This is a genomic window from Idiomarina sp. UBA3162 (assembly GCF_002364475.1).
GTDB lineage: Bacteria > Pseudomonadota > Gammaproteobacteria > Enterobacterales > Alteromonadaceae > Idiomarina.
The window spans coordinates 1-21,381 of the sequence record NZ_DEYI01000035.1 but is presented as its reverse complement, the minus strand read 5'-3'; the positions used below and the strand labels follow the sequence as shown (position 1 = coordinate 21,381).

Annotated in this window: 19 protein-coding genes; 6 read left to right on the top strand and 13 right to left on the bottom strand. The window is 46.4% G+C overall.

What is annotated here, in order from left to right:
- Positions 1–227: 227 nt before the first annotated feature.
- Positions 228–776, top strand: a complete 549-nt coding sequence (locus tag B2X00_RS03990; protein WP_006954694.1) for a gamma carbonic anhydrase family protein — start codon at positions 228–230, stop codon at positions 774–776.
- A gap of 13 nt (positions 777–789) precedes the next feature.
- Here B2X00_RS03990 and B2X00_RS03985 read toward each other — a convergent pair whose 3' ends face one another.
- The 3 genes from B2X00_RS03985 to B2X00_RS03975 are packed head-to-tail and all read right to left on the bottom strand — an operon-like array spanning position 790 to position 5,881.
- Positions 790–3,873 carry an error-prone DNA polymerase gene (locus B2X00_RS03985; RefSeq protein ID WP_290486214.1) on the bottom strand — a complete coding sequence of 1,028 codons (3,084 nt, stop codon included), beginning with the start codon at positions 3,871–3,873 and terminating at the stop codon, positions 790–792.
- Positions 3,873–5,288, bottom strand: a complete 1,416-nt coding sequence (locus B2X00_RS03980) for a Y-family DNA polymerase (protein ID WP_290486213.1) — start codon at positions 5,286–5,288, stop codon at positions 3,873–3,875. Before B2X00_RS03980 ends, B2X00_RS03985 begins: the two co-directional genes overlap by 1 nt.
- Positions 5,285–5,881 carry a hypothetical protein gene (locus B2X00_RS03975; protein WP_006954698.1) on the bottom strand — a complete coding sequence of 199 codons (597 nt, stop codon included), beginning with the start codon at positions 5,879–5,881 and terminating at the stop codon, positions 5,285–5,287. The genes B2X00_RS03980 and B2X00_RS03975 overlap by 4 nt, the downstream gene beginning before the upstream one ends.
- A gap of 125 nt (positions 5,882–6,006) precedes the next feature.
- Between B2X00_RS03975 and B2X00_RS03970 the strand changes: the two genes are divergently transcribed.
- Complete coding sequence (locus B2X00_RS03970) at positions 6,007–6,921, top strand: acyltransferase (RefSeq protein WP_290486212.1); 915 nt, start codon at positions 6,007–6,009, stop codon at positions 6,919–6,921.
- A gap of 11 nt (positions 6,922–6,932) precedes the next feature.
- Positions 6,933–8,195 carry a mechanosensitive ion channel family protein gene (locus B2X00_RS03965; protein ID WP_290486211.1) on the top strand — a complete coding sequence of 421 codons (1,263 nt, stop codon included), beginning with the start codon at positions 6,933–6,935 and terminating at the stop codon, positions 8,193–8,195.
- A gap of 48 nt (positions 8,196–8,243) precedes the next feature.
- Here B2X00_RS03965 and B2X00_RS03960 read toward each other — a convergent pair whose 3' ends face one another.
- The 6 genes from B2X00_RS03960 to B2X00_RS03935 form a co-directional block, all read right to left on the bottom strand.
- Positions 8,244–8,864 carry a thiol:disulfide interchange protein DsbA/DsbL gene (locus B2X00_RS03960; protein WP_290486210.1) on the bottom strand — a complete coding sequence of 207 codons (621 nt, stop codon included), beginning with the start codon at positions 8,862–8,864 and terminating at the stop codon, positions 8,244–8,246.
- Positions 8,865–8,891: 27 nt separating this feature from the next.
- A complete protein-coding gene (locus B2X00_RS03955; protein WP_290486209.1) occupies positions 8,892–9,878 on the bottom strand; it encodes a serine/threonine protein kinase in 987 nt (328 codons plus the stop codon).
- Positions 9,879–9,884: 6 nt separating this feature from the next.
- On the bottom strand, positions 9,885–11,309 hold the full coding sequence (gene ccoG, locus B2X00_RS03950; RefSeq protein ID WP_290486208.1) for a cytochrome c oxidase accessory protein CcoG: 1,425 nt from the start codon (positions 11,307–11,309) through the stop codon (positions 9,885–9,887).
- Between the two features lie 62 nt (positions 11,310–11,371).
- Positions 11,372–12,601 (bottom strand): Zn-dependent hydrolase, encoded by a 1,230-nt coding sequence (locus B2X00_RS03945; RefSeq protein ID WP_290486207.1) that lies wholly within the window; start codon positions 12,599–12,601, stop codon positions 11,372–11,374.
- Positions 12,602–12,741: 140 nt separating this feature from the next.
- Positions 12,742–13,272: a carboxymuconolactone decarboxylase family protein gene (locus tag B2X00_RS03940; RefSeq protein WP_241971648.1), complete on the bottom strand. Its 531-nt coding sequence runs from the start codon at positions 13,270–13,272 to the stop codon at positions 12,742–12,744.
- A gap of 62 nt (positions 13,273–13,334) precedes the next feature.
- Positions 13,335–13,880 carry a peroxiredoxin gene (locus B2X00_RS03935; RefSeq protein ID WP_006954714.1) on the bottom strand — a complete coding sequence of 182 codons (546 nt, stop codon included), beginning with the start codon at positions 13,878–13,880 and terminating at the stop codon, positions 13,335–13,337.
- A gap of 127 nt (positions 13,881–14,007) precedes the next feature.
- Between B2X00_RS03935 and B2X00_RS03930 the strand changes: the two genes are divergently transcribed.
- A complete protein-coding gene (locus B2X00_RS03930) occupies positions 14,008–14,922 on the top strand; it encodes a hydrogen peroxide-inducible genes activator (RefSeq protein ID WP_006954718.1) in 915 nt (304 codons plus the stop codon).
- A 2-nt stretch (positions 14,923–14,924) separates the two neighbouring features.
- Here B2X00_RS03930 and B2X00_RS03925 read toward each other — a convergent pair whose 3' ends face one another.
- Positions 14,925–16,439: an FMN-binding glutamate synthase family protein gene (locus B2X00_RS03925; RefSeq protein WP_290486206.1), complete on the bottom strand. Its 1,515-nt coding sequence runs from the start codon at positions 16,437–16,439 to the stop codon at positions 14,925–14,927.
- Positions 16,439–16,864 carry a hypothetical protein gene (locus B2X00_RS03920; RefSeq protein WP_290486205.1) on the bottom strand — a complete coding sequence of 142 codons (426 nt, stop codon included), beginning with the start codon at positions 16,862–16,864 and terminating at the stop codon, positions 16,439–16,441. Before B2X00_RS03920 ends, B2X00_RS03925 begins: the two co-directional genes overlap by 1 nt.
- A gap of 149 nt (positions 16,865–17,013) precedes the next feature.
- On the opposite strand from B2X00_RS03920, the gene B2X00_RS03915 reads away from it, so the two are divergent.
- Complete coding sequence (locus tag B2X00_RS03915) at positions 17,014–18,147, top strand: PQQ-dependent sugar dehydrogenase (RefSeq protein ID WP_290486204.1); 1,134 nt, start codon at positions 17,014–17,016, stop codon at positions 18,145–18,147.
- Between the two features lie 2 nt (positions 18,148–18,149).
- Positions 18,150–20,165 carry a TonB-dependent receptor family protein gene (locus B2X00_RS03910; RefSeq protein ID WP_290486203.1) on the top strand — a complete coding sequence of 672 codons (2,016 nt, stop codon included), beginning with the start codon at positions 18,150–18,152 and terminating at the stop codon, positions 20,163–20,165.
- A gap of 22 nt (positions 20,166–20,187) precedes the next feature.
- On the opposite strand, the gene B2X00_RS03905 is transcribed toward B2X00_RS03910, so the two are convergent.
- Together B2X00_RS03905 and B2X00_RS03900 are read right to left on the bottom strand one after the other, a co-directional pair.
- Complete coding sequence (locus B2X00_RS03905) at positions 20,188–20,874, bottom strand: type 1 glutamine amidotransferase domain-containing protein (protein ID WP_071462807.1); 687 nt, start codon at positions 20,872–20,874, stop codon at positions 20,188–20,190.
- 42 nt (positions 20,875–20,916) lie between these two features.
- Positions 20,917–21,381 (bottom strand): helix-turn-helix domain-containing protein (locus B2X00_RS03900; RefSeq protein WP_290486202.1); only part of this gene is annotated, 465 nt, incomplete at its 5' end.

The window sequence follows — 21,381 nt, the reverse complement described above, 5'->3', positions numbered from 1 at the left end:
TTCGTTGTCTGCCTCAAACGTGGGCCGTATTTTAGACATTTATCTCCGCGGGTCAAGGGCTATTTTTCAATTTTAATTGATTTTTTTGCTGTTCGGTCAAAGTTGAATCAGTTCGTTTCTTTTATGACCAATTTTCCCAGTAGACTGTACAAACTATGCGCTTTTAAGCAAAACAGCTATAGTTAAATACACAATTCGAAAAGACAAAAGATGATAGGAGTAGGGTTATGGCTGATATCCGTAGCTACCATGAAAAGGAGCCGCAATTAGGCGAGCGCGTATATATAGATGATAGCTCAGTCATCGTAGGTGAGGTTACTATTGGCGATGATGCAAGCATCTGGCCACTCGTCGCAGCCCGAGGCGACGTTAACTATATCCATATTGGCGCTCGTACCAATGTACAAGACGGTTCTATTCTTCACGTGAGTCGCGCAAGCGCTGGTAAACCGGATGGCGACCCACTTATTATAGGAGAAGACGTCACTGTAGGACATCAGTGCATGTTACATGGTTGCCGTATTGGTAATCGTGTATTAGTCGGAATGTCCGCTATCGTTATGGACGGCGTAGAAGTCCAGGATGACGTCATCATCGGCGCGGGTAGTTTAGTTCCACCGGGTAAAGTATTAGAGTCCGGCTTTCTTTATGTTGGTAGTCCAGTAGAAAAGAAAAGACCACTGAACGATAAGGAAATGTCATTCCTAAGCGCATCAGCAGAAAACTATGTTCGCTTAAAAGATGAGTACCTGATCGACGTTAAGCCAATATCGTGAATCACGCGCGCAATTAATGAAAGCGGCGCGAGGCGAGTTTGTTCAGTTGTAGCAGGTCAGTCTTATCTTCTAAGCGGCCTGCTACAACATGAATCACACCTTCACTCATCTCAATAACTCCTTTAACCCATAATAGTTGAGCTGATAAGAAAGCCTTTCTATATAGAGTCGCCGTATTGGCCCAAACGACGACATTCATATTGCCCGTTTCATCTTCTAAGGTTAAGAAGGTGACACCACTTTTAGTGCCCGGCCTTTGTCGACAAGTCACAAGACCGATCACCTCAATTACCTGTCCAGAGCGACAGCCTACTAAAGCCTCGGCAGTAATACACTTAATCACTTCAGGGTGGTTACGTACGAGCGCCATTGGATGCCGACGTAAGCTAAGTCCGGTACTCGCATAGTCTGCTTTTATATCTTCAGTCTCCGTCGGCTTAATTGAGATCTCACTCTTGCTATCAGCCACTTCACTAAAAAGTGGCATTTGCTGATCGCTAAGTGACAAAGCATCCCATTGGGCTTGATAACGATGTCCTGATAAAGATGTGAGTGCATCAGCTTTTGCTAAAGCTTGAATATCTGATTCATGCAAGCCCCCTCGGCGTAACTGCTCAGTGTTAGCAAACAAATCGTCCGTACGCGAGTTCAACAACAACTCGGTTCGTGAGCGAGATAGTCCGAAGATCTGGCGTAAGCCAATACGCACACAGTTCCCTTGCTCAGCAAGCCATTGGTAATCCCATTGACTATGATTAACATCCGCAGGTAGAAAACGGACACCATGGCGCTTTGCGTCTTGAATTAATTGGGACGGTGAATAAAAACCCATGGGTAAGCTATTTAATAAGCCTACAAAAAATGCCGCCGGATAGTGCACTTTTAGCCAAGCCGAGGCATACGCTAAATTAGCAAAGCTCGCCGAGTGTGATTCTGGAAAGCCATACTGACCAAAGCCACAAATCTGGTGAAACAGCCGTTGCGCAAAGGATTCACTGTAGCCTCGCGCTCGCATACCGGAAATCAGCTTATGCTCAAACTGCTGCAATTTACCAGTACTCTTCCAAGCTGCCATAGCACGTCTTAACTGATCGGCTTCACCCCCACTAAAGCCTGCCGCTACCATCGCCAACTTAATTGCTTGCTCTTGAAAGATAGGCACACCCAGCGTCCGTTGCAGAACTTGCCTCACTTCATCGCTGGGATAATCCACTTTTTCTTTACCGGCTCTTCGGCGTAAATAGGGATGCACCATATCGCCTTGAATAGGTCCTGGCCGGACAATCGCAATTTGTATGACTAAATCATAAAAAGTGTTGGGCTTAAGGCGCGGTAACATGTTCATTTGCGCGCGAGATTCAATTTGAAACACACCCACCGAATCACCTTGCTGCAAGGCCCGATAAACAACGGGGTCTTCTTGAGGGATATCGGCTAACCCAAGCGTTAGATTGCGTTTTGCTTTTAATAACTCAAGCGACTTACGTAATGCAGTCAGCATACCTAGCGCCAGCACGTCGACCTTCAACAGCTTAAGTACTTCAAGATCGTCTTTATCCCACTGGATAACGGTACGATCACGCATACTGGCATTTTCAATGGGGACGAGTTGAGTCAGTTCATTGGCTGCGATAACAAAACCACCCACATGTTGAGAAAGATGCCGTGGAAACCCCATGAGCTGTTCAGTTAAAGATAATAAGTGCTGCCCTCGTTTGGACTGAACGAGAGCAGGGTATTGCTCAGCAAGTTGCGCCTTCCAGTTCTGTGTTTTATCTCGACGATCGAGGTTTTGTCGATACGTTTGTAGTTGTTGCTCACTAAAACCGAGAGCTTTACCGACATCTCTAAAAGCACTTTTAAAACGATAGCGAATAACAGTTGCCGCTAATGCCGCACGCTTACGGCCGTACTTTTTATAGATATACTGAATCACCTCCTCACGCCGCTCATGCTCAAAGTCCACATCAATATCAGGGGGTTCATCTCGCTCTTTGGATATAAAACGCTCAAACAACACATCGAACTGAGCGGGGTTAACCGCGGTAATCTTAAGGCAGTAACAAACTACCGAGTTTGCCGCAGAGCCTCGCCCCTGATAGAAAATCCCCTGAGACTGAGCAAACTCAACTAAGTCATAAATGGTAAGAAAGAAATACTCATAGTGTTGCTCAGCTATCAGCTTCAGCTCTTTCTCATACTGACTCACAACAGACTCTGGAATGCCTTCTGGATAACGTTGCTGAGCCCCCTGTTCTGTAAGGTGACGTAAATACTGCTGTGCCGTCATACCTTTAGGTACCAATTCGGCAGGGTATTCGTAACGTAACTCCGACAAACAAAAAGTGCAGCGGTCGGCTATTTTTACAGACTCCATTAACCAGTTGGCTGGGTAACACGCCTGTAATGCCTTTAGATCTCGTAACCGACGTTCGCTGTTTAATGCACAGACCTCCGGATGCTGAACCAGCGACTGGTTAGCGTTAGTCGCACTCAGAATATCCAGTAATGGTTGCCGACTTTCATCATGCATAACCGCACCATTCGAGGCTGTCACAGGTAGTTTAACCTGTTGACTTAAGCGACAGACCATCCGAAATAAGGCTTTGTCATTATGTTGGTAGTGTCTTTCATAGAGTAGCCATAAACGATCGCGCCAGTGACGCTTGAGTTGATGCCCCAAGTTTAAAGCTTTAGCGTAAGAAAGACCCTCGGTGTCGCACTGTGGCCACCATAGCAACAGCGCTTCATCAAAGCCATGCAAAAAGTCATCCAGCTGAACGGCGTATGAACCTTTCTCGGAACGTTGTCGAAATAAAGTAATTTTCTCACACAAGGCTGCATAGGCGCTGCGAGTAGGGCATAGCACCACAAAAACACCTGCTCCAGGCACCATAAACTCACTCCCTACAATGAGTTTAATAGCCTGTTCGCGGGCCGCTTCATAAGCACGCACTACACCAGCGACTGAGCATTCATCGGTTACTGCAATCGCCTCGTAACCGAGCTCTATTGCTCGATCAACAAACTCACTAGGGTGAGAGGCTGAACGCAAAAAACTATAGTTCGACAAACAGTGCAGTTCTGCATAACGCATCAGCTAAACCACCCCTGTAAAAACCAGTGACTCTTTTCAAAGAAAAGCCAGCCTAGTCGTTGTTGCTCATCTTTAGCGAGCCAGTAATCTCTGCAGACTTCAGACGTTGACCACCAACCCGACTGGATTCGCTCGGGTCCTTCTAATAACTGCCATTGCTCAATCTGTACTAACTCAGGTTCCGTTAATAACCAAAGTGGCCGTCGCGGCGCATGCCGCTGAACTGTGAGTGTTGTCACTTGAGCGGCGCGCTGTTCATTGATTAAAGGGCGAGGATCACTCGATAGCTGCGGGCTATAAACGGCTTTTTCACCGAGCCGAGCTTGTAATCGGCTGACTAACTCTGTGACCGTTTGCTGATGTGCAACACCCTTTGTTAATAAGGATCCGGAATCACGCGTCAATTCAAATAACTCAAGCGCTCTCATCTCAATAGCGATAACTGGCGCTGTAAGCGGATAGCGGTTCATTTGTAACTGCAGTAAATTAAGAAACTCAGACGCTCGCCAGCTATCCGCAGCCAACTTAAGCGGCACAGTCGTTGGTTCCATATCACGGTGCTGTAACTCAATGGTTAACTGGCGAATCACTTTTTGCCGCTGATATAAAAATTGCTCTAACTCTTGTAAGAGCCGTTTAAGAGGAAACAACATACCTTGCCAGTGCTGTATTTCCGTCACTAAATCCAATTGCGTAATAAAGGCATCGCGGGGACGGAAAAAGTCAAACGCCTGTGACTCATTGCCTTTTAAACACTGAATATCATCCACCATACCTGCGCCAAAGCGCTTACCGATATCGGCTGCAGATAATGACCAAAGTTGCTTAAGTTGATGAATACCTGTGCTGAGCAGACGCTTTTCAATTTGAGAAGAAAGTAACAACTGCTTGATAGGTAAGTGCCCCAGCTCATGTTCAATCACACATCGATCCGTACTGAGTTGTTCAATACCTGCACACGCCAAACATTGTGCCGAGCGGGCACTAAACCCTAAACTCATCTGATAACTCACCCCTAGTGTATCGAGCTCTTCTTTTAAGTGATCGATTAAAGGTTGAGTACCTTGATAGAGCTTCAGCAGGCTATCAAGCTCGATAGCAATACCTTGCGGCTTAAACAGTACTTGTTTATCAACGGATAAATATAATCGCTCAGCCAATCGTGTTAACACCCGCGACTCTTTTTCTTCAGAGTAGGGCATAAATACGGCATCGTTGACTAATGTATGGGCTAAAACCGTACTGTGACCCACTTCTAAACCTTGGCTAAGCGCAGTCTCATTACACTGTAAAAGCCACTCTTTTTGATGCTCCTGATAAACCAGCGCGACGGGCAACGGCTGAATCTGCGGTTGCAAACGCTGTATGTTGTCGAGCAATAGCCGAGGAAAATGTAAATAAAGCCACAGTTTCATAAACTGATATTATTAACTGGCCAACCATAACGACGCTTAACAACATCCACTGTGTGATTAGGATGCAAATGCAGCCGGTTAGTATAGGCACGCGCTTCCACTGTTTTCTCAAGTGCTGTTAAGACAAAGCCCATTTGATGGCCTTGCTGCACTGCCTTTTGCCAACGCCGAACATAACTCGACTGATTTTCGGACTCGGGTTGCCATAAAAACGCAACACCCGCGCCGCTTTGTAGAATTTGTTCAAAAGCCCACGCCGCTTCGTTAGCCGAGGTGTTCAGCACAATATGCAAGCTATCGGCCTGCTTCAAGCGCCAGCGTAAACCCGCAGCCGATAGTAAAGCTGGGGGGTTTAACCAAAATATAGGCTGGTTCATCTCGTGTAATTGTTCGAGTAACGGCCAAAGTAACTTTTGCTCTATAAAAGGAGAGTCGAGCTGCCACTCATGCACCGCATCAAACTGCCACCCACCGCCTAACAACTCATTTAATGACGGATGTCCTGTACTGAGAAAACGCTGCTCTTGGTAATGTGTTTGCCGTCCTTGCCAGAGCAGTCCTTTATTCACCAATTGCTTTAATTTCGGTTGCATTGTGTCACCCCCGCAATACTGTATATATGTACAGTATATTAAAAATGGTGAATTTCGCAACAGACAACCTTTATTTGTTCCGTTATGATTGTTGTTTTAAACAAAGGGAAGGGAATGCCACCATCATGATCCGTACACTCTTAATTCCGTTTCGCGTCCTTATCAATTTCACATGGGCAGCACTGACGACGGCGATTGTCGGGTTAATGGTGATCTTGGTGGGTATATTTAAACTGCTGCTTCCTATTCCGCCACTCACTCGGTTTTTCTCTCACCTAGCCAACTCAGTATTTCGTATCTGGGGCTATTGCATGTCAGTCACCTTTCAGCTCACTCAGCGAATGACTTGGCATATCGAGGGGGACTTAAATATTCACAAAAAAGGTTGGTACCTAATTATGGCCAACCATATGAGCTGGGTTGATATTCTGGTACTCATGCACCTAACACGCCGTAACGTGCCTATGCCTCGGTTTTTCTTAAAGTATCAGTTACTGTGGGTTCCCATTGTAGGAATGGGCTGTTGGACGCTTGATATGCCGTTTATGCGCCGCTACTCAAAAGAGAAACTACAGAAAAAGCCGCACTTAAAAGGCAAGGATATCGAAACCACCGCGCGCTCTTGTGCAAAGTTTAAACATATCCCCACCACGGTAGTGAATTTCTGTGAAGGCACACGCTTTACACCTGAAAAACACGCCAGAAAGTCGAGTCCTTACCAGCATCTACTCACACCCAAAGCGGGCGGTACTGCCTTTGCTTTACAAATCATGGGTGATCAATTTGAGGCTATTCTTGATATAACCATCGTATACCCTGGTAACGATGATCGCCCGGTCGTATGGCACCTACTGAGTGGCCAATTACGTGATGTGTATGTTGATATAAAAACACGACCTATTACACCTGAATTAATCGGTGACTATCAAAATGATCCCGAGTTTAAGACGTCGTTTCAAACGTGGCTCAATGAACGTTGGCAGGAGAAAGATGCCACTATCAGTCGCTTAAAAGCAAAAGCGGAGCGAGATAACCAATAAGGACAAACCGTATGGATTTAAACTTCATCAACGAATGGTTGAGCCAGCTCGGACTTGAAGGTGACTTACTGACCTACGCAGTGCTCGGCATACAATCCGTACTCGTCATCATCGCGGGTTATATTATTTATCAAGTCACCCGCTTAATTATCAATAAAACCATTCATCGCATGCTCAGAAAAGCCCCTGAGCGATGGTATAACTCTCTCGTAAACAGTGGTTTTTTTAAGCGGTGCGCTAATCTCGCCCCGGTTCTACTTATTAATCTATTTATTCCCGTAGTCTTCGTTGATGACTTCGAAAAATGGCAAGGTCCTCTACAAACCGCCGTAGGTATCTATTTAACGTGGGTGATCACCAGTATTTTATTGGCACTAGCGAACGTCGTTTCAATTGCTTACGAGTATTCAAGCAAGGCCAAAGAGGTCCCCATTACCGGGGTCATTCAAGTCGCCAAGCTCATATTAGTACTCATGGCAATTATCATCTCAGTCGCTATTGTGATGAATAAATCCCCCATGTATTTATTGAGTGGCTTTGGCGCCATGACGGCCATACTGATGGTGGTCTTTCGTGACACCCTAATGGGATTTGTTGCAGGGGTACAACTTGCAACTAACCGTATGGTTGGTATTGGTGACTGGATTCAAGTCCCCGACTCGGACGTCGACGGTACCGTTCAAGAAGTCGGCCTTATCACTGTAAAAGTGGAAAACTGGGATAAAACAACCGTCTACCTGCCCACCTATGTGCTCATTCATCAATCATTTAAAAACTGGCAGGGGATGATTAACTCCGGTGGCCGCCGTATCAAACGATCACTGATGCTCGATCTCGACAGTGCTCAGATACTTGATGATGATACCCTCGAGTCGCTGGCATCAAGCTACTTCAATGAATCACTAGAACAGTGGCTCAACCGCCATCAGATTCAGAAGCCTGTTTCCAACTTAACGGCGTTCAGATGCTACGTGCAAGACTATGTAAGTGGCCATGAACAAATTCATCAGGATATGACACTCATGGTGCGCTTACTTGAGCCTACCGCGTCTGGGCTGCCGCTAGAAATCTATGCATTCTCGAAGCAAACCAGTTGGACAAACTACGAGAAAATCCAGTCCATTCTCTTCGAATATCTCTACACCATTATGGGTGACTTTAAACTGAGCTACTATCAGTACTTCCCTAAAACACCAACCATCAAAAAGCAGTCATCTGAGCAACAACGAGAATCTAATGATGACAACGATAGCAAGGATAAAGACGATCAATAGATAGAAAAAAGCCCCGCCATCTGGGCGGGGCTCTCGTTCTAAGCCTTATTAAGACTTATCAAGTAAGTAACTTGCAAGCTTACTAAAGTCGGCAGCAAAGTCATCGCTGTCGCGGAAGCCTTGGGGTAACATTTTATATTTACCGTTCACAATAAACGTAGGTGTTGCACGCACTTCCATATCAGCCGCTGTCCGATCCATTTTACTCGCCGCTGCGCGTACCGCGAAGCTCGACATAGCTTTATCAAATTCTTCGCCAGAAACGCCATTTAAAATGAATACATTGCGAATATCATCTTCGCTAGTCAGCATATTGCGCTGAGCAAAGTTGTAATCGAATATTGCTGGAATAATTTTTTCTTCAATACCGAGTTTCTGAGCAACAACAAAGGCTTTTGTCATCGTTTCACCAACATCATCTTTGGGGCTCAAAAATGACACGTGCATTTTCTCAAAAGCATCTGGGTGTTCTTTTTTCAAACGCTCAGCAATAGGCTCAAAGCGATAGCAGTGAACACAATAAAACGAGAAAAACTCGAGTATTTGTGCGTCACTTGTCGCTGCATCAGAAATCACTTCGTAATGGGTGCCTTCCTCAAACTCTTGAGCTTGCACCATGCCCGTTACCAACAGTAACGCGCTCGCTAATCCTAACAACCAGTTTTTCATATGCTCTTACCTATTTAATTCGCTTTATTAATAACCGAGTTTAATGGGTGCTTCGTCTAATGCAGCCCGTTGTTCTTTAAGCGCTAATATTTGTGACTCCCAGTAGCGAGCCTCGCTAAACCATGGAAACGCACGTTGAAAAGCACTATCTTGCCAGCGCTTAGAAAGCCATGCCATATAATGAATGAGTCTAAACCCACGTAAAGGTTCAATAAACGCAATCTCTTTTTTATCAAAATCACAGAAATCTTGATAGCCTTCAATCAACGCGTCGAGCTGACACGTTTGATCTTCTCGTGAGCCATTAAGCATCATCCAAAGGTCCTGTATCGCTGGACCCATACGACAATCATCTAAATCGACGAAGGTTAGTTCTGTATCATACTGCAATACATTACCAATATGACAGTCTCCGTGTAACCTTTGATAAGCTAGACTATCCCATGCAAAGGTTTGTAGTTTTTCTGCTAACGGCGATAATATGGCCCAGAATGCAGCTTCTAGCTCTTGAGGTAATAGTTGTGAATGACGCAGCTCATCAATAGACTCGGATAACAGTCGTTGAATATCAAGTGATTCGCGAGCCTTAAATACGTCTTTCTTTCCAACTTGATGTAAACGGCCAATTTGTCGCCCGAGTCGTTCCAAATCATCTAAGTCGTTTGGTTCAAAAGCGCGCCCACCAATGCTTGGAAACACCGCAAAGCGGTAACCTTCATATTCATGTAAAGATTGGCCTGACACTTTTAACGGCGCTACAACGGGGACTTCGTCATCGAGCAGTTGCTGGGAAAACAGATGCTCTTCTTCTATTTGAGCATTGCTCCAACGGTATGGACGATAAAACTTAGCGACATAGCGCATGCCCTCATCACAGCGAAATTGATAGACCCTATTTTCGTAGCTATTGAGAGGAAGCAAACCCGAGCTTGGGAAAATACCCAAGCTCTCGATAGCATTGATAACTACATCGGGCAACAGACCTGCGAATGCAAAGTCCTTGTCATTAACCATAGTGACCTATTGATAAATAAAGCGAGATTCTTGCTTTATAGTAACACCTTCTGATGTCTCCGAGGTCACAACAAAGTTAAATTCGGTAATTGAATCACTCAATTCGTTTGGCGGTACCGCCAAGGTTATCGGTAAACTACCCACTTCCCCTGCACCCACTGATTTCTCAGCATTGCCAATCAAGCGATACTGCGATAAGCCCTCTACATCAATCTTATAGGTTTGATCAATCTGCGACTTATTGACAATTTTCAGGGTATACACGTTTTCTATCTCGCCCTGAATATTTTCTTGGTACAGAGAGTTACGATCGCGCAATACATCCACCTCAAGCGGAACTCGTGTTGCGACATCCCAAATCATCACCGAAGTGACAACTAACATGATGACGAAGTAGCCAATCGTTTTCATTCGCCACGGGTTGGTCTTCTGCGATTTATCGGTCGTGTTCAAGTTGCGTTCAGTGGTAAACCGAATCAGACCCCGCGGATACTTCATTTTATCCATGACATCATTACAAGCATCAATACAGGCACCGCAATCAATGCACTCGTACTGTAAACCATTGCGAATATCGATACCGGTTGGACACACCTGCACACACATATAGCAATCAATGCAATGACCTAACCCTTTTTCATCAGGATCGGCCTTGCGTGCGCGGGGGCCACGCGGTTCACCACGGTTCGCATCGTAACTGACTGTATAGGTGTCTTTATCGAACATAGCGGACTGGAAGCGTGCATAAGGACACATATGGGTACACATGATTTCACGCATATAGCCCGCATTACCGTAGGTACAAAACGCGAAGAACAAAACGGAAAAGGTTGCCCAGAAACCGGCGTCTAAGGTGAAGAAGTCAGCAAAAAGTTGGCGCACATCGGTAAAGTAGCCGACAAAGGTCAATGACGTGAGTAGCGCAACTGAAATCCAACCCAGTTGTTTACCGGTTTTACGCCAGAACTTGTCAAAGTCCATTTTGCGTTCGTCCAGCTTGATGCGCTTATTACGCGGTCCTTCAAACTTCTTCTCAAACCACATGAAAATAAAAGTCCAAGTGGTCTGCGGACACATAAAGCCACACCAGACACGTCCCCAGATTGTGGTCACAAAAAACAATGCAACAGCTGCAACAATCGCGAACCACGCCAGCACCGTGAAGTCTTGTGGCCATAATGTGAGGCCGTAGATCCGGAAGCGTTGTTCCATGATATCCAGCAAGACCGCCTGCTGGCCGTTGTAGGTTAACCAAGGAATGAGTGCAAAAATAGCAAGAAGAATGAAGCCCCAAGAGCGCCGAAAGTATTCCATCCCGCCTTTGACATCACGAACATAAATACGATTACGGGCCGTGTTTGAGCCGCCTTTTTTGGAAGGACGCTGGATCTTGACCTTATCGGCCGGTTGAACTGTGACTTTTTGTTCCATTACGTTACCACTAGAAACAGGTCATTGTGCGAACAGTATATCAGTTATCATATAAAGCCGCATTACTCTGCTGAATTTAAGATGCAATCTAAAAGTATGTTTGCACCCGCTTCTACATCATGCCAGTGAGACCACTCATCAGGCGCATGGCTCACACCATTGACCGAAGGGATAAATATGAGTCCAGCCTGCGTAATCTCTGAAAAAAACTGTGTGTCGTGACCCGCACCACTGGGCATTCTGATGCAGCTTAAGTTACGCGCTTTGGCGCTTTTTTCTATGATCTGCGTCAACTTATCTGAACAGGATTGAGGCTTTAACCAACTGACTTGTTCATACTCAAACATCAGCCGGTGTTTACGAGCGATTGCAGATAACGCCTTGCGACACGCATCAGCAAGATCAGTCATCACCTCATTACTCATATCACGTCCGACAATAGTAAAGATGGCCTCACCCGGCACAGTATGTGGACTGCCAGGTTTGAGCTCAACCTTACCTACAGTGATGCGCGTCTTATCAGTGCCATCCTCAGCAATAATACGTTCGATTTCATGTGCAAAATCAGCTAACCCCATAAATGCGTCGCTACGCATATTCATGGGCGCGGTACCCGCATGATCAGCCTTGCCCTTTAAATGCACAATCCATTTAAATACTCCTGAGATCCCCTCAACGGCACCGATTGTCACCTCTTCATTAAAAAGCACAGGACCCTGTTCGATATGCAACTCATAAAAGGCCTTTAACCGACTCGGTGGCCACGCTGCATCAAGCACATCCATCACATCAAGATTATGTTTTGCCATTGCATCTTTTAGGTATACACCGTCGGCATCATGCGCGGACATCAGCCAATCCATGTTAACGACACCTGCGAGCGCTTGCGAACCCATCATACCACCGAAACGACCTTCTTCTTCTGCGGTACCAACGACCCATACAGGATGTTTCAGCTTTACATCGTTTTCTTTCAACGTGCGCAATACTTCGAGTCCAGCCAGTACCCCGAGCGCACCATCAAACATACCGCCTGCAGGCACTGTATCAAGATGAGAGCCTGTTAAAACAGCAGGTGTCTCATGGTAATCACCGATGCCAGCGAACACATTACCCGCGCCATCCATGTGGCATTTAAAGCCTTCTTGCTCAGCTAAGTTCAGAAACCAACGACGAGCTTCCATATCAGCATCGGTAAAACCCCATCGATATACACCATGATCCGACTCGTTATAACCAATTTGAGAAAGCTCACGTAACGTTGATTTCAATCGTTCAGCATTGATATTCATAGTTCCTCCGCTCATTGTATTAATAAGCTTAGGACACATCAGTGAAAAGATAAAAAAAGCCCACCGACAAGCGGTGGGCAAAGCGTTGTGAGCAGTTGGGGCTGCTCTAGACAGGGATCGGAGCACAGCTCCTAGGGGGATTACGACAGTTTACGTGCAGTCAATGCTGCATTAAGTACCGCCGCCAACTTAATTGATGTTTGAATCGCTTGTGCTGTGACATCATGTTGAACAAGTGTCTTCACGTGCGAATCAATACACAAACCACAACCATTTAACGCTGAAACAGCAAGCGAGAACAACTCAAAGTCCGCTTTATCAACACCCGGATTTGCCATCGCATTCATACGCAAACCGGCTGGCATTTTAGAAAACTGTTTATCACTCGATAAGTGAAGAAAGCGATAATAGACATTGTTCATCGCCATAAGCGTTGCCGCTAATTTTGCCGCCTGCTTCACGTTATCTTCGACTTTGTCACCAGTCTCGTTCTCAATTGTCTGAATGAGTTCTTCATCACCTAAGCTATACGCAAGGGATAAAGCGGTGCCGTAAAATTGATCTGTCGTTAGACCGGATGTATCGACACTGTTAAACAGACTCGACAAATTCAGCTTAGTATCTTTGCCGTGGTCGCCTAACAACTGTTTGTAATCTGCAATCGCCATCATTACCTCTACTTCGACGAGTCATTTAATACGGGGACTCCTAAGAGTCCCCAACCAGCCCATGCTTATAGCGTGTCGCCACCTACTGCGCGGTTACAAGGGCAGAGTTCATCGGTTTGCAAACCATCTAAGATACGAAGGATCTCAGCAGGGTTACGACCGACGTTTAAGTTGTTCACTGATACGTGCTGAATAACGTTGTGTGGGTCCACAACAAAAGTCGCACGTAATGCCACGTTTTCTTCTTTGTCGCGCACACCTAAGCCATCGACAAGTGAACCATTGTCAGCAAATGAGTACTGGTTCAAGCGGTCAAGGTCAGGGTGCTCACGGCGCCATGCTAACTTAACGAATTCATTATCAGTGCTGCCGCCCAATACCACTGCGTCACGGTCAGCAAACTCTTCATTTAACTTGGCAAATTCAACAATTTCAGTGGGACATACAAAGGTGAAATCTTTCGGGTAAAAGAAGATGATCTTCCATTTACCTGTAAAGCTGTCTTGCGTCACTGTCTCGAACGCGCTTTCGCCATTTTCTTCTGGCATATTAAATTTTGGCTTCGCAGCAACTACACTGAAATCGGGTAACTTATCGCCTACTGTCAACATAATGTCTTCTCCTAATCGTTGAGAGGTGTCTTAACGTTTCGAGAAGCATACTAGGGCAAGTTTTTGATTGGATAAAACGAATAAAACCTATTAAGATAATCGAAAAAGCAATAAACACAGGTGAACAATGAGCAAATTACCGAGTTTGAAAAATCTGAACTACCTGATTGCATTACATCAGCAGCAAAATTTTAATCGCGCTGCAGCCGCCTGTAACGTCAGTCAGTCGACCCTAAGTAGCGGCATTCAGAACTTAGAAGAGCAATTAGGGTGTCAGTTAATCGAGCGTGACCACAAGTCATTTTTGTTTACCGCGCTCGGTGAAGAGGTCGTTGAACAGGCGAGAAAAATTATTACTTCAACAGAAGAGCTCATGCATTACGCCAAGGGTCACGGCAACATCATGGAAGGACCCGTACGTCTAGGTATAATTCCTACTATTGCCCCCTTCGTCGTCGCTGAACTGAGTCGTCGCGTTCAGGCTAAGTTTACCAAACTCGACCTACAGATCTCTGAAGATACCACGGCCAATTTATTGAGTGCTTTGCGAGATGGCGAGCTAGATATATTGCTGTTAGCGCTACCTATGGATATTCATGGCAACCAGAAATGGTTACTCGGGCGCGATCCGTTTAAGTTGGTTGCGCACAAAGAAATAGCTGATCAGCTTGGAGAGCCGGTCGACTACGATAAGTTGCCCGATGGTAGTATCTTCTTACTCGAGAAAGAACACTGTTTAACGGGGCATGCTGTTTCGGCGTGTCAGTTAACCGATACGGTTAAAGTCAATCCGTTTACGGCAACAAGCTTACACAGCCTAGTGCAGATGGCCGATGCTAAGAAAGGTGCGACGTTTATGTCACAAATGGCGATTGACCGCGGCATCCTCGATAACACCGACCTCAAGCCATTGAAGCCAGCCGGTCAGGAGGCGTTCCGTGATATCGGTATGGTTTATCGACCCACCACAAGTCGACGCCAAACCTTTCGTAAGCTGGCAGAACTCATTGCTCCGTTACTGCCAGTAAATACGCTGAACTAAGTCTATCGCCTACGTGCTGGCGGTAGCGGATAACGCTCCGCCAGACTGATACTTTCGCCATCCGGTTTAATAACACGCGCATGGCGACGATTAAGCTGGCGCGGATCGGTCACCCCACACGAATGAGCAATTATATTTACGCCATACTCAAGGTATTTATGATAATTGGCGACGCGTTCCGATTTATCTTGTGGATCTAAACCCCGTTGCAATTTCGGGTCATCGGTCGTCACACCGGTCGGGCAAGTGTTTTTATTACACTGCATGGCTTGAATACAGCCTAGCGAAAACATAAAACCACGGGCTGAGACAACAAAATCGGCGCCCATAGCAATCGCCCAAGCAACATCAGCAGGGGAAATCATTTTACCCGAACAAATGATGCGAATGCGCTCATGCAATCCTGCTTCTGTTAGTTTATCGACCAAGATAGGTAAGCTCTCTGAAAGCTTTAGACCCACATAATCAATGAGTGGCTGCGGTGCCGCTCCTGTACCACCATCAGCACTATCGAGCGTAATAAAATCGGGGGCCGCTTCTTCACCACGGCTGAGTATGCTATCGACTAACTCGTCAATCCAACTTGGGTCACCCATGACAAACTTAAAACCCGTGGGTTTGCCGGTAATTGTGCGTACTTTATCGATGAAGTCGAGTAGCTCTTCGTTATTACTAATTTCAGGGTGGCGGTTAGGGCTAATCGCATCTTCACCCACTTTAATACCGCGGATTTCAGCAATTTCTTGGTTGACCTTAATGCCCGGTAGAATACCGCCTTTACCTGGTTTGGCGCCCTGACTTAATTTAATTTCGAACATTTTAACCGAATCATGACGACCTAATTCAGCTAAACGCGACTCATCGAGTTTACCGTCTTGCGTGCGCACACCGAACTTTGCAGTGCCCATTTGAAAAACCACATCGCAGTGACCCGATAAGTGATAGGGCGACAGACCGCCTTCACCGGTATTCAGCCAGCAACCTGCCTTTTTTGCACCGGCAGATAATGCTTTAACCGCAACCGGCGATAACGCGCCATAACTCATACCCGAAATATGAAAATACGAAGTTGGCGAGTACGGTTTGCTGCAGTACGGTCCTATTTTTACAGGCTGAGGACTCACTGATTGCTCAGCAAGCGGTGGGTAAGGTGCATTACTAAAAATTATGGTTCCTGTACGGGTCAAATCTCGGGTCGAGCCAAAGGCAACATTGCGATCAGCGTTTTTAGCGGCACGATAAACCCAGCTTCGTTGCGCACGGTTAAAAGGCATTTCTTCACGGTCCATAGCGAAGAAATACTGCCGCATAAATTCACCCATCCGCTCAAATATATAGCGAAATCGTCCCACAACAGGGTAGTTACGCCGAATCGTGTGACGCGTTTGTATCTTATCAACAACATACATCACACCCACACTGACGACGAGCGCAATAATACCTAACACAAAAAGCGCCGCTAACCATTGTGCGACGGTTAGCAGCGCTGAGTTATCAAACCAAGATTGACTTTCCATTATCGAGCTTCTTGTACCTTATTCAGTGAAGCTGTGATGGAATCCGCATTAACACCTTCCATTGAGCGTGTTTGCAATTGACTCCAATCAACTGGCCCACCAACATGATCTTCAATCAATCGACGGCTTTCGTCCTTAGTGAGAGGACCATCCACTTTAATTGTGTACAAGCCATCGTTCTCATCTGTATCCGCATTAGCAGAGTTCGGCAAATAGATCGTGCCGTTATTAAAGTCCACAGCGTATGCAATGAGGCCAGGGATAACGAAAAGTAGCAGACCTACACCATTAAGTGCTGCGACCCCCGCATCGATACGTCCACCGGTTTGTCCCTTACGCTCTGGATACAGCAAGGTCCCACACGCTGTTAAGTGAAGAATCAGTGTGACACTGACAGCGGCTTTTAACAATGACTTGGATTTCATAAGCGTTCCTTTAATTTTGTAATTAATAATTAACAACATCATTAAGTAAGGCTGTGATCTATAAAGAGATCAAGAAAAGTCATCAAAATCTAAAATTAATACGTATACTAAAAACATTAAAAACTATACAAGTTAATTATGGAGGCTCCATGAAAAACAACCTCTCTGCAGTAGCAGCTGCGCTTTTGTCAGCGACAATTAGTACCTCGGTTCTCGCGCAAGAAGTCCAGACAGAACGTCATACGCTGTCGCTGGAAACCATTAGCGAAGGACTAAACCACCCCTGGGGGATCGCCTTTTTACCATCGGGCGATATGCTGGTTACCGAGCGTTCAGGCACGCTAAATATCATTACGCAAGACGGTAAAAAAACACCCATACAAGGTACGCCGGAGGTGGTTGCAAAAAGCCAGGGGGGTCTACTTGATGTCAACATTGATCCCAATTATGCAGACAACGGCTGGGTTTACATCAGTTATTCAGAGCCCGACCCCGACGGTGGGAAGGGAAATAGTACCGCGGTCATGCGCGGTAAAATCGACAGAGATAAATGGACTGAAGGTGAGGTTATTTTCCGCCAAGCGCCAAAGTATGAAAGTAACGCTCACTTCGGGTCCCGTCTTGTATTCTCTCCCGAAGGGCATCTATTTATTACTTTAGGCGAGCGTTATTCCAGAATGCAAGATGCACAAACGTTAGATAATCATCACGGAAAAATTGTGCGTATTTGGCCCGATGGCTCAATCCCTAAAGATAATCCCTTTGTCGGCAATGACGGTGCACTTGACGAAATCTGGTCTTATGGGCACCGCAACGTCCAAGGGGCTGCTATTCACCCTGACACAGGTGAGTTATGGACGATTGAACATGGTCCGCAAGGCGGTGATGAAGTTAATATTCCCAAGGCGGGTAAGAACTATGGCTGGCCAACCATCACTTACGGTGAAGATTACGGTGGTGGTGAAATCGGTATTGGCACACATAAGGAAGGCATGGAGCAGCCGTTTTACTATTGGCTTCCTTCAATTGCCACGGCCGGCTCAATTTTCTATACCGGCGATAAATTTCCCAAATGGAAAGGTGATTTACTGGTGACCGCTTTACGCGGACAAACGATTGCACGATTAGATCTTGAGGAAGGTCGAGTTCTGCACGAAGAACGGATGTTAGAAGATGCAACCAGTTTCCGTATCCGTGATATTGAACAAGGTCCTGAAGGGTTCTTATATATCCTAACCGATGCCGATAGTGGCCAACTTATTAAACTGTCACCCGTAAAATAATTATGAAGTATTTACGCACAATAACAGGGCTGGCTCTCGCGCCAGCCCTTTGTTTTAGTCAAGAAATTAATGAAATTATCGAAGTGAACGCGCAACAGTCCGACGCCGAATGGCGTATGGCACCAGGTAGCGTTGACCTTATCGATATCAACCAGCAACTACCATCTTTAAATATTGATGCTGGAGATACGCTTCGCGCTATTCCGGGAATTCAGGCGGATACACGCTACAACTATGCCCAAGATACGCGGTTAGTCGTGCGAGGATTCGGCGCGCGCGCAGCATTCGGTGTGCGTGGCTTGCAATTGAATGTCGATGGTGTACCGCTGTCCATGCCTGATGGCCAAGCGCAAACCTCAAGTATCATTTTAGACGAAGCAGAAACAGTCGAAGTGTTCCGCGGTCCTCTCGCTGTTTTATACGGTAACACGGGCGGTGGCGTGGTCGAATGGAACACGCGCGCACCACAGCAAACCTCGAGCGAGATTGCTGTAGCCGCAGGTGCCAACGATCTTACCCGCGCCAAAGGTCAATTTGACTGGGTCAATGATGACCACAAATTGCGCTTAATTGCCACCGACTTATACACCGCGGGACCTCGCCCTCACAATACGGCAAGGCGTCAACAACAAGGGTTGAGATACTACTTTGATATTAACGACCAACAACAACTTATCTTACGGTACGACAACAACAACGCTCCATTGCTAGAAGATCCAAGTGCGCTCACCCCCAGTGCTTGGCGCCAAGATCCGGAGCAAACCGTTGGTCGAGCCATTGATTTCAACACCCGAAAATCAATTCATCACCGACAAGGCTCGGTAACATGGACGCTCAAAGCCGACGATTATCGCGCGCGTGTTGCAGCCTGGCAGGGCGATCGCGACGTTGTGCAGTTTTTACCTTTTGCAGGAGATGACATAGGTAGCTCGGGCGCTGTAATTGATTTATCGCGCCAGTTCGAAGGCAGTTCAGCTTATGTAGAGTGGCAAGCCACAACGCAAACAGACATCGGTTTTGGTTTGCGATACGAGCGCCAGCAAGACCATCGATTCGGTTTCGTTAACGATGAAGGTGAAAAGGGTGACTTGCGCCGCAGCGAGTTTAACTATGTTAGAAAGCAAGCCGTTTATACTCGGCTAACGCATCAGTTTAATGAACAATGGCGAATAACTGCTGGCGCCCGACACAGCCGCTTTGACTTCTCGGTAGACGACCAGTTTATTATGCCAGGCGATCCCGATGACAGCGGTCAAAATGAACTCAGTGATAACTCCGGAGCAGTGGGTCTTTCATGGGCGTTTGCGCCGCGTTGGTCAACCTATGTCAGCTTCGGGTCAGGGTTCGAAACACCCACCTTAACTGAGTTGGCTTATCGTAATAATGGCAGCGGCCTCAATACCGAACTATCGCCTAGCCAATATCGACAAACCGAGTGGGGCTTAAAATTTAATTCATCAGGTCGCTTTTCCTCGCAATTGGCCATTTTCGATATTCAGTCTGAGGACGACATTGTTATTGATCAATCAAACGACGGACGTACAACTTATCGCAACGCTGGCGAGACGGAGCGTCAAGGTATTGAGTGGCAGCTTAACGTACAACTAACTGAGCAATTAGATAGCTTTGTATCCTACAGTTATATCAATGCAAACTACCAAGGAGGCTTATATAACGGTAATCAGCTGCCTGGTGTCGCTGACAGCCAGTGGTTTACACGGCTCACGTGGCAGCCCATGCAAGCCACTCAAGTGCAATTATTCGGACAGTATCGCGATGAAACTTATGCCGACGATAGTAATGCCGTAAAAGCACCGAGCTACGTAAAATGGGATTTGGCTATAACCCAGCAGTGGCAGATAGCCGAGAACGAGTTTGAAACTTGGCTTCGAGTCGATAATTTGTTGGATAGGAACTACGTGGGAGCGGTCGTTGTTAATCAGGGTAGTGGGCGTTCATTTGAACCCGGTATTGGTCGCTCGGCAAGTATCGGTGTGAGCTGGCATCATCGATTTTGATGCCAGCTTTAATATCATGGGGTTACAACATCGCCCGTAATACATCGAGCAAACGCTCAGCCGTTTGCTCAGATGATGCGGGGTTTTGACCCGTAATCAGCATACCGTCCTGTACAGCATAAGACTGCCAGTCATCAACCTTACGATAGTGACCGCCTTTTGCCGATAACTCATCTTCGAGAAGGAAAGGAACCACGTCTGATAGGCCGACGCCGTCCTCTTCGGAGTTACTAAATCCAGTAACCGTGCGACCTTGGACTAAAGGGTCTCCGCCAGGTGTTTTCGCATTAAGCAAAACCGCAGGCGCATGACACACCGCAGCGACAGGCTTACCTTTCGACCAAAACTTCTCAATCAAATCAATCGATTGTTCATCGTTGGTGAGATCCCACAATGGACCATGTCCACCGGGGTAAAAGATAGCGTCAAAATCATCAACGCAAACTTCATCAAGCTTGCATGTACTACTGAGCTTCTTCTGTGCATCCTGATCTTCATTAAAGCGTTTAGTCGCTTCTGTTTGAGCATCTTCCGCTTCACTATTCGGATCAATCGGTGGTTGCCCGCCTTTAGGCGAAGCAATCGTTACCTCGGCGCCAGCATCGACAAACGTGTAAAACGGTGCCGCGAACTCTTCCAGCCAAAATCCAGTTTTGTTACCTGTATCACCTAACTCATCGTGAGACGTCATAACCATTAAAATCTTCACGGTTTACTCCTTAGCGTTTGTACTCGTGCCTTTAATACGTTTTCAGCTTTCAGATTGATCAGTTTGACCCTCTAACCAACGATAAAGTGTGCGCCGTGTAACGCCTAAAATTTCTGCCGCCTTTTTCTTATTGCCGCCCACATGATTCATAACGTCCTGAATATAAGCATCTTGATGGGCTTGTAAGGTATGCCAGTGTGGCTGTGTATCTGCCGTTGGGTCACGAACCTCAAGCATACGCTCCGGTAAATCATCAACTTGTAAATGGTGCGACTGCGCGAAAGTCACCGCGCGCTCAATCGCGTTTTGTAGTTCTCGGACGTTGCCAGGAAAACGATAACGATAGAGTATATCCAAAGCATCGGTATCAATGTCAGTGATACGCTTGCCTGCCTTTTCTGCATACACGCTAATAAAGTGATGCGCTAAACGCTCAACGTCCTCACCTCGCTCCCGCAACGCGGGGACTTTCACACTGAAGGTTTCGAGTCGGTAAAATAAATCTTC

Bases quoted from the DNA above. Each gene is read 5' to 3' on its own strand.
- B2X00_RS03990 (WP_006954694.1), top strand. From the start codon at position 228: ATGGCTGATATCCGTAGCTACCATGAAAAGGAGCCGCAATTAGGCGAG.
- B2X00_RS03985 (WP_290486214.1), bottom strand. From the start codon at position 3,873: ATGCGTTATGCAGAACTGCACTGTTTGTCGAACTATAGTTTTTTGCGT.
- B2X00_RS03980 (WP_290486213.1), bottom strand. From the start codon at position 5,288: ATGAAACTGTGGCTTTATTTACATTTTCCTCGGCTATTGCTCGACAAC.
- B2X00_RS03975 (WP_006954698.1), bottom strand. From the start codon at position 5,881: ATGCAACCGAAATTAAAGCAATTGGTGAATAAAGGACTGCTCTGGCAA.
- B2X00_RS03970 (WP_290486212.1), top strand. From the start codon at position 6,007: ATGATCCGTACACTCTTAATTCCGTTTCGCGTCCTTATCAATTTCACA.
- B2X00_RS03965 (WP_290486211.1), top strand. From the start codon at position 6,933: ATGGATTTAAACTTCATCAACGAATGGTTGAGCCAGCTCGGACTTGAA.
- B2X00_RS03960 (WP_290486210.1), bottom strand. From the start codon at position 8,864: ATGAAAAACTGGTTGTTAGGATTAGCGAGCGCGTTACTGTTGGTAACG.
- B2X00_RS03955 (WP_290486209.1), bottom strand. From the start codon at position 9,878: ATGGTTAATGACAAGGACTTTGCATTCGCAGGTCTGTTGCCCGATGTA.
- ccoG (WP_290486208.1), bottom strand. From the start codon at position 11,309: ATGGAACAAAAAGTCACAGTTCAACCGGCCGATAAGGTCAAGATCCAG.
- B2X00_RS03945 (WP_290486207.1), bottom strand. From the start codon at position 12,601: ATGAATATCAATGCTGAACGATTGAAATCAACGTTACGTGAGCTTTCT.
- B2X00_RS03940 (WP_241971648.1), bottom strand. From the start codon at position 13,272: ATGATGGCGATTGCAGATTACAAACAGTTGTTAGGCGACCACGGCAAA.
- B2X00_RS03935 (WP_006954714.1), bottom strand. From the start codon at position 13,880: ATGTTGACAGTAGGCGATAAGTTACCCGATTTCAGTGTAGTTGCTGCG.
- B2X00_RS03930 (WP_006954718.1), top strand. From the start codon at position 14,008: ATGAGCAAATTACCGAGTTTGAAAAATCTGAACTACCTGATTGCATTA.
- B2X00_RS03925 (WP_290486206.1), bottom strand. From the start codon at position 16,439: ATGGAAAGTCAATCTTGGTTTGATAACTCAGCGCTGCTAACCGTCGCA.
- B2X00_RS03920 (WP_290486205.1), bottom strand. From the start codon at position 16,864: ATGAAATCCAAGTCATTGTTAAAAGCCGCTGTCAGTGTCACACTGATT.
- B2X00_RS03915 (WP_290486204.1), top strand. From the start codon at position 17,014: ATGAAAAACAACCTCTCTGCAGTAGCAGCTGCGCTTTTGTCAGCGACA.
- B2X00_RS03910 (WP_290486203.1), top strand. From the start codon at position 18,150: ATGAAGTATTTACGCACAATAACAGGGCTGGCTCTCGCGCCAGCCCTT.